Origin of the sequence: Heyndrickxia ginsengihumi, from assembly GCF_011008565.1 — a bacterium.
Lineage (GTDB): Bacteria > Bacillota > Bacilli > Bacillales > Bacillaceae_C > Weizmannia > Weizmannia ginsengihumi.
Genome location: NZ_JAAIWK010000027.1, coordinates 1 through 13,207 on the forward strand (window position 1 = coordinate 1; position 13,207 = coordinate 13,207).

Here is a 13,207-nt window from a genome sequence, read left to right on the forward strand (position 1 = left end):
AGCGTTCGTCCTGAGCCAGGATCAAACTCTCCAAAAAGATGTTTGATATAAGCTCATAAAAAATTGACGTTTCGTTTCGTTCAGTTTTCAAAGATCAATACCCAGTCATCTTAACGACGACTTTTATATTATATCAGCAACCACTTTTGATGTCAACAACTTTTATAATTTCTTTTTTTGTTGTCATCATTTAATCGGTCAACGCATATAAATATATCATTTTTAAAAATATAATGCAATAGTTTTTTTGGATTTTTTCTAGTATATAGCTTTAAGATCCTATTTCTATTCTCTAAAATTCTTTATTTCATTTATCATCTCTATATTTTTTTCTACAAACAAACTGTATGATGACATAACTACATTTGCATATCCAGTCAAACAAGTATACTGGCATAATAATTTTGGAAATTATATGTAGTCTAATAATGAATAAAAAAAGTTGCTCAAGTTTCATATTGAATATGGAACTTGAGCAACTTTAAAAATCTATTTAAACGAAACAGGATTATTGCTCTTTATGCTTCATAAGCGGGAATAATAACACATCACGAATTGAAGGTGAATTAGTTAATAGCATAATAAGACGGTCAATACCAATTCCTAACCCGCCTGTTGGTGGCATTCCATATTCTAACGCCTCCACAAAGTCTTCATCCATCATATGTGCCTCATCATTTCCTTGTTCCCGCTCTTTTAATTGATTCAAGAAGCGTTCACGTTGATCGATTGGATCATTTAATTCAGTGAAGGCATTGGCATGCTCGCGTCCTACTATAAATAATTCAAAACGATCTGTAAACCGTGGATCTTCTTCATTTTTCTTAGCAAGAGGTGAAATTTCAACTGGATGTCCATAAATAAATGTTGGTTGAATAAGTTTATCTTCTACTCTTTGCTCAAAGAATTCATTTACAATATGACCAAATTCCATATGTTCAGTAATTTCGATGCCATTTTCTTTAGCTAATTGCCGCGCTTCCTCCACGCTCATTTGCTTCCAGAAATCTACACCCGTATATTCTTTAATGGCATCTACCATGTGGAGACGACGCCATTGTGGTTCAAGATTAACTTCATATTCATCATACTGGATAGTTGTAGTTCCAAGCACTTTCTTTGCAACATGAGAAATAAGATTTTCTGTTAAGCTCATAATATCCTTGAAATCAGCATATGCTTCATAAAGTTCAAGTAACGTGAACTCAGGATTATGTCTTGTAGAAACTCCCTCATTACGGAAGACACGTCCAATTTCGTATACTTTTTCTAATCCACCAACGATCAATCGTTTTAAGTGAAGTTCTATAGCAATACGTAAATATAAAGGCATATCTAGCGCATTATGATGTGTAATGAACGGACGCGCCGCAGCACCACCTGCAATAGCATGCAATAATGGTGTTTCAACCTCTAAGTAGCCATGGTTATCTAAATATTTACGGATTTCTTGAATGATCAAACTTCTCGTAATAAACGTGTTTTTACTTTCTTCACTTGTGATCAAATCTAAATAACGTTGACGATAACGTTGCTCTACATCTTTTAATCCATGGAATTTATCAGGTAATGGACGGAGGGATTTTGTTAGTAGAGTAAATTGTTTTACTTTTATAGAAAGTTCCCCAACCTTTGTACGGAAAACTGTGCCTTCTAGACCTACAATATCACCTAAGTCAGCTGTTTTAAATAACTCATATTGTTCTTCTCCAACATTATCTTGGCGAATATAGAATTGTATTTGACCTTTCAAATCTTGTATATGAGCAAAGCCCGCCTTACCTTTTCTACGTTTTGTCATAATTCGTCCAGCGATAGACACTGACACTTCTTTTTCTTCAAGGTCCTCTTCAGTCCATTCACCAAATTGTTCTTTAATTTCCTGTGAATTGAAATTTCTTTCAAAACGTTTACCAAATGGATCTATTCCCTTTTCACGGAGTGCTTCCATTTTTTCCTTACGAACTAAAAATTGTTCATTTATATTTTCGCCACTCATTTTACCTATTTCCTCCAATCTATCACTTTCAGTCTTGATGTATTTTCACACGCCGAACAATAATCGTAACTGAGTAATACTTCATATAATATTTTTTGCAGACAAACAGGGATTAAGCTTATCGTTGCTAGTTTCCTTTATTATTTTACACAATCTTGTCCACTCAGACATCATTTTAGTTAATTTTTTCATAAATATAAACATCAGCACAACTGCCAGTGCATTAAATGATACAACGTTCTCTTCTTTTACTTCTGTTTCTTCTTCATCTTAATGACTAAAAGGTGTCAATTCTTCTAAAGGTACATCTAAGCGGTCAGAGATTTTCTTTAAAAGCTGTTCTGTTGGTAAACGAGAACCTCTTTCTACTTCACCAAGTACAGAAACGGAGATTCCTAGCTCCTTCGCAAAACCTTCTTGAGTATATCCTTTTAATTTTCGAAAAGCACGTATACGTCTTCCCCATCGATCTGTTTCCATAATCGAACTCCTTCTTTATCTGAAAGATCATTTAAAATTTGTGTAAACGGAGCTTTTTTTATAGGATGAATAAGCTTCTTATCTAATTCAATAAGCGGTACTAAAACAAATGCCCTCTCATGCATACGCGGGTGTGGAAGAATTAATTTCTCTGTCTCAATATTTTCGTGATTATATAATAAAATGTCAAGATCTATCGTACGTGGACCCCAGCGAATTTTCCTCTCTCTTCCTAGCTCTCTCTCAATTGCCAAACACACATCTAACAATTCAATAGCAGAAAATGTCGTGCGGATCTGCACAACTAGATTTAAAAATTGATCTTGTTCTGTAAATCCTACGGGATCTGTTTCATATATAGAGGAAATTGCCGCAACTTCTATTTTAGGAGATTGTTGTAAAGCCTTGATTGCTTTATGCAAATAAGATAAACGCGGCTCAATGTTTGAACCTAAAGATAAATAAGCAGTATTAGTCATCATTTCTACTCCTTAAAATTTCAACTGCAACAGATTGGTAATGACCTTGAATCGGCGGATCAGGTTTTATGACTTTTACACTAATCATTGTAATCGTAGGAAATGCCTCTAAAATCGATGAAGCTAGCTTTTCGGCAACAGCTTCAATCAATTTGTACGGCTTTCCTTCCACAATTTCTTTTACCATTTGATATACATCAGCATAACTGACGGTCAACTCTAAATTATCGGTCTCACCAGCTTCTTTTAAATCTAAATAAAGAGTCATAGAGACACGAAATCGTTGACCTAATTTTGTTTCCTCAGGTAAAACACCATGAAATCCATAAAACTCCAGCTCATTTAAATAGATTTTATCCATCTAAATCACCTTTTCCGACGAGTGCATCCATCATTTTAGCAATTCGGCTAATTTCTTTCACATCATGAACACGCACCATATGGCATCCTTTGCTAATACCATAGCATACAGTTGCTGCTGTACCTTCTGTTCTCTCTGTCACAGGTAAGTCTAGCACACGCCCAATCATCCGCTTTTTAGAGGTTGCAAGCAGCACAGGGTATCCAAGCGCAACAAGCTTGTCTAAATTTCTCATCATCTCTATATCTTCTTCAAATCCTTTTGCAAAACCAATTCCAGGATCTAGTATGATTTTATCATCATCTACTCCAGCTTTTTTCGCAATGGTAATACTTTCATAAATATCATTCAATGCATCTCTCATAAAATGTTGATAGTGTTGATTATCACGATTATGCATTAAAATAATAGGTACTTGATACCGGGCTGCTACTTCAGCAATTTCAGGGTCTTTTTTAGCTCCCCAAATATCGTTAATGATATGTGCACCAGCGCGAATTGCCTTTTCGGCCGTATTTGCCTTGTATGTATCAATTGAAACAGGAACTGAAATTTCTTTTGAAACCGCCTCAATCACTGGCAAAATTCTCTTTAGCTCTTCTTCAGCAGAAACGGGGGTATGTCCTGGTCTCGTTGATTCTCCACCAATATCCAAGATATCTGCACCATCAGCTACCATTTGATGTGCGTGATCAACAGCTTTATCAGGATCAAAAAAATTACCGCCATCCGAAAAAGAATCTGGTGTCACATTTAAAATTCCCATAATCATTGTTTTCTTACTAAAGTCTAATTTAAATGACCCAAATTCCAACGTTCAACTTCTCCTTTCCCGAACACAATTATCTATAGTCTAACATAATTTATTTAAAATTTAATGCACTAACACTTTAAAAACATCTTTATCATAAAACAAAAACAACATACATTAAACATAGTTAATAAAGAACTAACCAACAGAAAAAAGCCCCCATTTAGGGGACCCGTAATATGCCACATGTTTGTTTAATCTTCGAATTGGTATAATGGGGTACTCAAATAACGTTCTCCATTATCTGGAACAATTGCAACTACTTTTTTACCTTCTCCTAATTTTTTCGCAACTTCTAAAGCAGCACAAATTGCAGCACCGCCAGAAATTCCACCTAAAATACCCTCTTCTCTAGCAGCCTGTCTTGCCGCACCAAACGCTTCATCTGTTTTTACACGAATAATTTCATCATAAATTTCCTTATCTAATGTATCTGGAACAAAGTTTGTGCCGATACCTTGGATTTTATGCGGACCTGGTTTTCCTTCTGATAAAAGAGGGGAATCATCTGGCTCTACAGCATAAATTTTAACATTTGGATATGCCTCTTTTAAGGCTTGACCAACACCAGTAATTGTACCACCAGTACCTACACCAGCTACAAAGGCGTCTAATTCGCCTACTTGTTCAATAATTTCCTTACCTGTGGTTAAACGATGTATTTCAGGATTTGCCGGATTTTGGAATTGTTGAGGCATGAAATAACCATTTTCATTTACAAGCTCTTCTGCTTTTTTTACAGACCCTTTAATCCCTTCAGAGCCTGGAGTTAGAACAAGCTGTGCACCATATGCACGAAGTAAGCTTCGACGTTCTAAACTCATAGTTTCGGGCATTACGATTACAGCTTTATAACCTTTAGCAGCAGCAATCATAGCTAATCCAATTCCTGTATTTCCACTTGTTGGTTCAACAAGTGTATCACCTGGCTTAATCTTTCCTTCCTGTTCTGCCTTTTCAACCATGGCGAGTGCAATCCGATCTTTCACACTGCTTCCCGGGTTAAAATATTCTAATTTCAAATAAACTTCTGCAGCATTTTCGTCAACTAAACGATTTAATTTTACAACAGGAGTATTTCCTACTAATTCTGCAACTGAGTTTACCAATTGTGCCATCGTCTCCACCTCATATTTCCGAGTATTTATATTGGTTTAATAATCTAATAATTTAAAACTATCACTTATATTTAGAATTGTCAAGAAAAAAGGATATAGGTCCCTATATCCTTTAGACTAAAAATATTTAGTTGGATTCAGCTAATAATTGCTCTAATTCTTCACGAGAAAAATGATATGCTTCTCGGCAAAAATGGCAAACAGCTTCTGCTTTCCCATCTTCCTCGATCATTTCCTTTATTTCCTGTTTACCTAAACTAATAATTGCTGCACTAAATCTTTCCTTTGAACAATTACATTCAAACTCTACGGGCATTTTATCTAAAATTCGAAGGTTTTCTTTCCCTAATAAACTTTCTAGTATCTCTTCCGGTGTAAGTCCTTGTTGAATTAATTTCGAAATAGGTGGTGTTTGTTCAATCTGCTTTTCAAGCTTTGCAACGACTTCTTCACTCGTCCCTGGCATCAGCTGAATAATAAACCCACCAGCTGCTAAAATACTGTTATCAGGATTTACAAGTACTCCTACACCTACAGATGAAGGAACCTGTTCTGAAGAAGCAAAATAATAAGTAAAGTCTTCCCCAAGCTCACCTGAAACAATAGGTACTTGTCCAGAAAAATGCTCACGGAGTCCTAAATCTTTTACAACTGTTAGTGTACCATTTGTTCCAACTGCACGACGGACATCCAATTTCCCTTTTTCATTTAAATCAAAGTGGGTCTGAGGATTAGTGACATACCCTCTAACTTTCCCTTTTGCGTTACTGTCCACGATAATCGCACCAATTGGACCGCCGCCTTCTACCTTAACTGTGATCTTTTCTTCACCCTTTAACATGGCCCCCATCATGACGCCAGCTGTCATCGTTCTCCCAAGTGCGGCAGATGCTGTTGGCCAAGTATAGTGTCTCCGTTGTGCCTCGCCTACCGTCTCCGTTGTATCTGTTGCATAGGCACGTACTTGGCCGTCATATGCCAAAGCCTTTATTAAATAATCTTTTGTCAATGATATTCTCCTTCCTAAATTATATATTTCTGTTATAAATAAGGTGCAAACCTTTTAAAGTTAAAAATTGATCAACAACATCAATTACTTTTGATTCCTTTGCAATTAATGGGGCATGTCCACCAGTTGCAATAACAGTCGGTCTCTCCTTACTTTTTGCTTGCATGCGCTTTACAATACCTTCTACTTGTCCAACATAACCAAAAACAATCCCTGCTTGCATGGCAGCAACCGTATTTTTCCCTATAACATCATCAGTACTTGTGATTTCAATTCTAGGAAGCTTTGCCGCTTTAGAATACAAAGCCTCTGCCGAAATACCGATACCTGGGGCAATGGCTCCACCCATATATTGCCTTGCCTCATTAATATAGCAATAAGTTGTAGCAGTGCCAAAATCAACAATGATTAGCGGGCTGCCATATTCATGAATTCCTGCGACCGCATTAACAATTCGATCCGCACCAACTTCACGTGGATTATCGTATTTAATATCTAATCCTGTTTTAATCCCGGGACCAACAATCATCGGGGTTACATGAAAGTACTTACTGCACATTCTCTCCAATGCATACATAATAGGAGGTACAACAGAAGAGATAATAATCCCATTAATATCTTTAAAATCTATATCTTCGTGTCGAAATAAATCTTTCATAATCATTGCGTACTCGTCATCTGTTTTATCACGGTTTGTTTGAATACGCCAATGATGCTCTAAATGATCTTTATTGTATACACCTAATACGATATTTGTATTACCAACGTCTATAACAAGTAACATATCATCACCACTTTATTCCATCATTATTGTGACACGAAAACATCATACCATAATTTTCATAGACAAGAAAAACAATGAGAACCTGCCTTTCCAAAGAAATTTTTTATTAAGGAAACGCTTCACCAATAATGTAGTCAGTTCACCCTAAAACAAAGGAGACACCGCTGAACATACGGTGTCTCCTAAATACTAAAGATCTTTATTTTCATTGTCATCCGGTGTTTTAGTTGGGCCAAATTTTTCTGGACGTTTTTCCACTGGATTTGTTGGATGTAAATCATCTGTTACTTCATGAATGCCATCTTGTTTCGGCTGTAAAGTAACACGCGGTTCCGTTGCATCATTTTTGTCATCCTTAGAAGCAACAGGTCCATCTGGTAAAGTACCGTAATCAAATAAATGTCTAATTTGCTTTGCATCCAATGTTTCGATTTCAAGCAAGGTTTTTGCAATTAATTCTAGCTTATCCTTGTTTTCCAACAAGATTTTTTTCGCACGTTCGTAACATTTCTTAATAATGGATTGAATTTCCGTATCGATTTCAAAAGCAATCTTATCAGAGTAATTCTGTTCATTATTAATATCTCTACCAAGGAAAACCTGACCTCCTTGAGATTGACCAAATTGTAATGGACCGAGTTTATCACTCATCCCGAACTCTGTTACCATTCTTCTTGCGATACTCGTCGCACGTTCAAAGTCATTTGAAGCACCTGTTGAAACTTCACCAAAGATGATATCTTCAGCAACTCGGCCCCCTAATAATCCTGTAATTTTATCAAGTAGTTCAGGTTTAGTCATAAAGTAGCGATCCTCTTTAGGAAGCATTACGGCATATCCACCCGCTTGACCACGCGGTACGATTGTTACTTTATGAACCATTTCAGCCTCATCTAATACAAGGCCAATAACGGTATGTCCGCTTTCATGGTAAGCCACAATATTACGTTCTTTTTCAGATATAACACGGCTTTTCTTGGCAGGACCAGCAATAACACGGTCAGTTGCTTCATCAATTTCGACCATACCAATTTTCTTCTTATCTGCCCTAGCAGCTACCAATGCAGCCTCATTTAGCAAATTCTCCAAATCTGCACCGGAAAATCCTGGTGTTCTTTGTGCAATTGCTTTTAAATCAACTGTACTATCTAATGGTTTATTTCGCGCATGAACACGTAGAACTGCTTCACGTCCATTTACATCTGGACGGTCAACTGTAATTTGTCTATCAAAACGACCTGGTCGTAATAACGCTGGGTCAAGAATATCTGGTCTGTTTGTTGCAGCAATGATAATAATTCCTTCATTTGCTCCAAAACCATCCATTTCAACAAGCAATTGGTTCAATGTTTGCTCACGTTCGTCATGACCGCCGCCAAGACCTGCACCACGCTGACGACCTACCGCATCAATTTCATCGATAAAAATGATACATGGAGCATTCTTTTTAGCATTTTCAAATAAGTCGCGGACACGGCTAGCACCGACCCCAACGAACATTTCAACGAAGTCAGAACCACTAATGGAGAAGAAAGGAACCCCTGCTTCACCAGCAACTGCTCTTGCTAATAATGTTTTACCTGTTCCCGGAGGTCCTACTAATAAAACCCCTTTTGGAATACGGGCACCAAGTTCAGAAAACTTGCGTGGATCTTTTAAAAATTCTACAACTTCTACAAGTTCTTGTTTTTCTTCATCTGCCCCAGCAACATCTCTAAAACGAACTTTTTTCTTATCATCGTTGTAAAGCTTTGCTTTGCTCTTGCCAAAATTCATAACACGGCCTCCGCCGCCTTGAGCTTGATTCATTAAGAAGAAGAACAAAATAAAGATTATCACAAATGGAATAATCGATGTAAGAAATGATACCCATCCATTCGTTTCCTTCGCAGGCAAGATATCAACCTTTGTATCTTTCGCAGCCTTATCAATACGATTTAACATCGTTTGATCATCCATCACATAGGTCACAAATTTTTGGCTACTATTTTTCAATTGCCCTCTTATTTCGTAAACGCCTCTAGAGGGCTGACTCGTAATACTTTGTACTTCACCTTTATCTAAATAAGAAACAAATTGATCGTATGATATACTCTTCGTCCCTTCACTACTATTATTGAAATAACTTACGATTCCAATAAGGACGAGAAATAACAGTACATAAAAGATTGTATTTCTAAAAACTCGATTCATTCCTTACCTCCTCCCACGGTCTTAAAAAGCTATAGTAAATAGTACTATAGTAATTTCAAATTTTACAACGATTTGCATTCATTGTTCATGATTTTTTCATATGACCGTTTTCATTTCATTTAGCAGCTAATTTAAGTGGTGGAAAAGCGATTGCTTACTCACCTTTGCTGTACACGGCTGGCTTTAACACACCAATGTATGGTAAATTGCGATATTTCTCAGCGTAATCTAGACCATAACCGACAACAAAAGCATCTGGAACAATAAACCCGACGTAGTCTGCTTCAATATCAGCTTTACGTCCAGTAGGTTTGTCTAATAAAGTGACAATTTTAATTGATTTTGCCTTGCGATAACGGAAAAGTTCTACAAGATAACTCAATGTTTTCCCACTATCAATAATATCTTCTATAATGAGAATATCCCTACCTTCCACTGATGTGTCAAGGTCTTTTAAAATTTTCACTTCACCTGAAGACACTGTAGAGTTTCCATAACTAGATACATCCATGAAATCCATTTCCAAATATGTATCTATATGTTTTACTAAATCGGCCATAAAAAGCATAGCCCCTTTTAAAACACCAATTGCTAATGGGAACCTACCATCATACTCTTTTGTTAACTGAACTCCCAAATTTTTGATCTTTTCTTGAAGTTCTTCTTCCGTTATTAATACTCTTTCAATATCTTGATTCATTACGTAATTGCCCCCTAGAAGATGTTTGCTTACAATATTCTAAAATATAGTAGGTTTCACTCGGTATTGCTTCTGCAGGTTCATAAATTGATCTTTTCAAATTTGGAAGCCATAAAATGTTACCTGTTTGATCCACTACGATCGGCCAAGTATCCCTTTCATGCTTCGGGATTTTTTCATCAATAAATATATCTTTTACCTTTTTTGAACCATTTAGTCCTTTAACCTTCATGCGATCCCCTGGTTTTCGATTCCGAATAATGAGGGGCATGTGTACATCTTTTACGTGTAATAATAGCATATTCTGTTTAGTGAATGAATATGAAAATTCCTTTTTTTCTAGCTTCATCCTATAACCATTCGGTAGATTCACTTCCATGTTTTCACGCAATTCAAACTCATATGTATCAACAATCTTTTTAGGTTTAAAAGTAAACACACATTTATTGTATGTTTTATATACCTTTAGTCCTAATGGTAAATCAATTTCTCCAGAAGGATGGCTGCTGGAGATTAAGCGGAAAATAGCATCCGTATGTTCTGAATTTATATAGGAGGAACTTTCATTGTATAGATAATTTAATATTAGATGAATCCCTCTTCTTTGTAAAGGTAAAGGCATATTTTCAAATTTAGAAAGTTCCATTATGACTTTATCTGTCTCTTTTTTTATTACTTCCTTAACAGCTGTTTCTGTAAGACCTTGTAAAAATGCTTCATCCTCTAACAATTCTTCACTAAACCTTTGGAAATGATCGTGCGCATGGGGATTCTCTTCTTTTAAAAAAGGGACTACTATAGAGCGGAAACGATTTCTTGTGTATTCTAAAGAAAAATTGCTTTCGTCAATTCTTGGTTGTAGACGGTAGAAATGACAATATTCTTCAATTTCCCTCTTTTCTAAACAAAGAAGAGGGCGAATAATCTCCCCTTGAAAAAAAGGACGTCGAAGCGGGATCCCTGCTCTCCCCTTTTCACTTGTACCCCTTGTCAATCTCATTAAAACTGTCTCAATTTGATCATCACCATGATGACCAAAAGCAACTCTATTTGCATTTGTTTCTTCCATCACTTCTTTTAAAAAGGAGTATCGATAATCCCTTGCTGTTCCTTCAATGCCTAGGCTAGAGTCCTTCAGTTTTTCCAATATTGGGATACGTTTAGAAATACAGTTAACTTGTAACTGCTTGCAAAATGTTTCAACAAATAATAGATCCTGATAAGATTCTTCGCCTCTTATCATATGATCCAAATGGGCAGCTATGACTTCAATTCCATAATCCTCTCTTTTTTTGACGAGATAATGAAGTAAAGCAAGTGAATCAGGCCCACCTGAAACTGCTACTAGAAGTCGATCATTTCGCTTGATTAAATCATGCTTGCGAATAAAACGTTTTACTTTTACCTCGAATGGTAACATGATCACTCTTTCCTTCTAATAATATATACTTTAAATATTTTATCATGACAGCAAATAAATTTCTAAAATTATTACGTAATAATTTATTATAACTGTGTATACACATAAATAAAGTAGAGCGTTGAAACGATCGCAATAATCATCAATGTTTCTAAAAATATAAACGTCCTTTTCAATTTCCTCTGCTTATGTCTGCTGGACCTTACTTGAACATTCTTTGTGGAAGTATGAGTCGCTCGATTTACTTTGCGCTGACGAAAGCTTTTTTGCTGCTTTGTTAATATCACCACTAAATCATCCCGCATCTCAATAGCCGTTACATAATTTCCATTCAATGCCTTTAATAAAATATGTTCAAATTTTGCAAGTTCAGGTTTCTTTTTAATTGCTGATTGCAATTGTACCAATCCACTTTCACCATTTTTTGAAAATCTTTGCGGATAAGCCAGATTAATCATGATCATGGCCGTTGCGAATAAGTCATACGTCGGTTCTGCCTTTCTTGAACCTAATCCCCAATATCCTCTATCGAAAAACTCTGTAAACTCTTTAATGGCCCTCCCTTGTATTGTTGTACCACCAACGTCAATACAGCGAATTTTTGTAGGTGGACCAGAAACAATTAAATTTTCAGGCTTAAGATCTCCAAAGACCCATCCTGCCTGATGAAGTCTATGCAAATCACTTAGCAGCTGCACCATTAACACGCCCGTCCACGAAAATCCTTTATGTTTAATAAAAGATAGCAAATCAGGACCATTAATATATTCCATCACATAAAAAGGAATTTTTTCCTGCAGTGTAACCCAATCATCAATGTCAAGTAAAGAAGGCCCGAGGGAAGACCCTTGGACCTTAGCAAATGCTTTGAGTACATTAACTTCTGATGTTACTGAAACGGTACTATCACTCATTTTCAAAGCAACATGACCGCCATTGTGTTCTGCTAAGTAAACAATGCCGTTTGCTCCAGTCCCTAGTTTTTTAATTAGAGTATAGCGGTTTTGGTGCCATTTTCCAGTAACGTTTGTACCTGGTTGGAAATTATAATGATTCTTCAAAGTATTGTTCATCATCTCGTGACAATAATCCCCTTAAAGATCTTTTTTTATGGAAATATTGGATTGCTTCACTAATTGCCGGACCCGTTGGTGTAATCCCCCCTACTTGGAGCTTAGAAAAGACAGAAGTTAATGATTCTAATTTTGGCGTCCAATCTAACAGTTTTTCAACTTCCTTCTTTTTCCCGGGAAATACAAATAAGGAAAACTGATTATTCCCCATCCTTGCATTTAAGCTCAATGATAGATCCAGTAATGCCTCCTTAACAGTCGGTAGTTTTTGCTTCATGCTTGCACTAGTATCTACTAAAATAAGCACGTCCAAATCGACGGTTTCTCCTAATTCATCGACAACTTCCAACACTTCCCCGCGTTTTTCTGGAGGTAATTCTTCTATTGCTGCCGAATCACCTAATATTTGCTTTAATTCACGATTGACAACACCTTGAAGCGTCTGAGTCATTGCTTTTTTAGTTACCATTTGCACAGTTTGCGATAAACTTTGGGCATATACAATTTGGCTAACTCCACCACCTGACATTGCAATACCTTCAATTTCTTTCATGCCTTTCTCATCAATCACGTCATTTTCCATTACACCTATAACATTAACCGTAATACCCTCTTCTTGTGCTAACGCTGCCATAGCAATGGGATCTTCCCCTTGATTCGAACAACCATCGGTAATTAACAATATTTGCTTCAAAGTACCTGTTTTCATTCGGATTTCCTCCTCGTTTCATCCATAATGATATTGTTACCATCATCGACAAAAGAAGGAGAATTTATACT

Annotated in this window: 13 protein-coding genes; all 13 read right to left on the reverse strand. The window is 36.4% G+C overall.

From position 1 onward, the window contains the following. Nucleotides 1-508: 508 nt before the first annotated feature. Entirely contained in the window at nucleotides 509-1,999 is a 1,491-nt protein-coding gene (gene lysS / locus G4D61_RS14420; RefSeq protein ID WP_163174199.1) for a lysine--tRNA ligase, read from the reverse strand. Between the two features lie 270 nt (nucleotides 2,000-2,269). Next, entirely contained in the window at nucleotides 2,270-2,479 is a 210-nt protein-coding gene (locus G4D61_RS14425; RefSeq protein WP_025730285.1) for a helix-turn-helix domain-containing protein, read from the reverse strand. Next, nucleotides 2,431-2,958, reverse strand: coding sequence for a 2-amino-4-hydroxy-6-hydroxymethyldihydropteridine diphosphokinase (gene folK / locus G4D61_RS14430; protein ID WP_025730286.1), 528 nt, complete (start codon nucleotides 2,956-2,958; stop codon nucleotides 2,431-2,433). Before folK ends, G4D61_RS14425 begins: the two co-directional genes overlap by 49 nt. Then, nucleotides 2,951-3,319 (reverse strand): dihydroneopterin aldolase, encoded by a 369-nt coding sequence (gene folB / locus G4D61_RS14435; protein ID WP_025730287.1) that lies wholly within the window; start codon nucleotides 3,317-3,319, stop codon nucleotides 2,951-2,953. Before folB ends, folK begins: the two co-directional genes overlap by 8 nt. Then, the gene (gene folP, locus G4D61_RS14440; protein ID WP_051476300.1) at nucleotides 3,312-4,091 is read right to left on the reverse strand and encodes a dihydropteroate synthase; all 780 of its coding nucleotides are present in this window, start codon (nucleotides 4,089-4,091) and stop codon (nucleotides 3,312-3,314) included. Before folP ends, folB begins: the two co-directional genes overlap by 8 nt. A 233-nt stretch (nucleotides 4,092-4,324) precedes the next feature. Continuing rightward, nucleotides 4,325-5,248: a cysteine synthase A gene (gene cysK, locus G4D61_RS14445; protein WP_163174201.1), complete on the reverse strand. Its 924-nt coding sequence runs from the start codon at nucleotides 5,246-5,248 to the stop codon at nucleotides 4,325-4,327. Nucleotides 5,249-5,375: 127 nt separating this feature from the next. Further along, entirely contained in the window at nucleotides 5,376-6,257 is an 882-nt protein-coding gene (gene hslO, locus G4D61_RS14450; RefSeq protein WP_025730293.1) for an Hsp33 family molecular chaperone HslO, read from the reverse strand. Nucleotides 6,258-6,276: 19 nt separating this feature from the next. Continuing rightward, the gene (locus G4D61_RS14455) at nucleotides 6,277-7,041 is read right to left on the reverse strand and encodes a type III pantothenate kinase (protein ID WP_025730295.1); all 765 of its coding nucleotides are present in this window, start codon (nucleotides 7,039-7,041) and stop codon (nucleotides 6,277-6,279) included. 189 nt (nucleotides 7,042-7,230) lie between these two features. Then, nucleotides 7,231-9,234, reverse strand: coding sequence for an ATP-dependent zinc metalloprotease FtsH (gene ftsH / locus G4D61_RS14460; protein WP_025730297.1), 2,004 nt, complete (start codon nucleotides 9,232-9,234; stop codon nucleotides 7,231-7,233). A 154-nt stretch (nucleotides 9,235-9,388) separates the two neighbouring features. After that, nucleotides 9,389-9,934 (reverse strand): hypoxanthine phosphoribosyltransferase, encoded by a 546-nt coding sequence (gene hpt, locus G4D61_RS14465; protein ID WP_163174203.1) that lies wholly within the window; start codon nucleotides 9,932-9,934, stop codon nucleotides 9,389-9,391. Beyond that, complete coding sequence (gene tilS / locus G4D61_RS14470; RefSeq protein WP_035355001.1) at nucleotides 9,918-11,354, reverse strand: tRNA lysidine(34) synthetase TilS; 1,437 nt, start codon at nucleotides 11,352-11,354, stop codon at nucleotides 9,918-9,920. The genes hpt and tilS overlap by 17 nt, the downstream gene beginning before the upstream one ends. A gap of 86 nt (nucleotides 11,355-11,440) precedes the next feature. After that, nucleotides 11,441-12,430: a serine/threonine protein kinase PrkT gene (gene prkT, locus G4D61_RS14475; RefSeq protein WP_025730303.1), complete on the reverse strand. Its 990-nt coding sequence runs from the start codon at nucleotides 12,428-12,430 to the stop codon at nucleotides 11,441-11,443. Then, on the reverse strand, nucleotides 12,399-13,136 hold the full coding sequence (locus G4D61_RS14480) for a vWA domain-containing protein (RefSeq protein WP_025730305.1): 738 nt from the start codon (nucleotides 13,134-13,136) through the stop codon (nucleotides 12,399-12,401). Before G4D61_RS14480 ends, prkT begins: the two co-directional genes overlap by 32 nt. Nucleotides 13,137-13,207 lie beyond the last annotated feature (71 nt).

Coding starts and splice junctions, on each gene's coding strand:
- tilS (WP_035355001.1), bottom strand. CDS start 11,354: ATGTTACCATTCGAGGTAAAAGTAAAACGTTTTATTCGCAAGCATGAT.
- ftsH (WP_025730297.1), bottom strand. CDS start 9,234: ATGAATCGAGTTTTTAGAAATACAATCTTTTATGTACTGTTATTTCTC.
- folK (WP_025730286.1), bottom strand. CDS start 2,958: ATGACTAATACTGCTTATTTATCTTTAGGTTCAAACATTGAGCCGCGT.
- hpt (WP_163174203.1), bottom strand. CDS start 9,934: ATGAATCAAGATATTGAAAGAGTATTAATAACGGAAGAAGAACTTCAA.
- folB (WP_025730287.1), bottom strand. CDS start 3,319: ATGGATAAAATCTATTTAAATGAGCTGGAGTTTTATGGATTTCATGGT.
- lysS (WP_163174199.1), bottom strand. CDS start 1,999: ATGAGTGGCGAAAATATAAATGAACAATTTTTAGTTCGTAAGGAAAAA.
- G4D61_RS14480 (WP_025730305.1), bottom strand. CDS start 13,136: ATGAAAACAGGTACTTTGAAGCAAATATTGTTAATTACCGATGGTTGT.
- G4D61_RS14455 (WP_025730295.1), bottom strand. CDS start 7,041: ATGTTACTTGTTATAGACGTTGGTAATACAAATATCGTATTAGGTGTA.
- cysK (WP_163174201.1), bottom strand. CDS start 5,248: ATGGCACAATTGGTAAACTCAGTTGCAGAATTAGTAGGAAATACTCCT.
- G4D61_RS14425 (WP_025730285.1), bottom strand. CDS start 2,479: ATGGAAACAGATCGATGGGGAAGACGTATACGTGCTTTTCGAAAATTA.
- folP (WP_051476300.1), bottom strand. CDS start 4,091: ATGATTATGGGAATTTTAAATGTGACACCAGATTCTTTTTCGGATGGC.
- prkT (WP_025730303.1), bottom strand. CDS start 12,430: ATGATGAACAATACTTTGAAGAATCATTATAATTTCCAACCAGGTACA.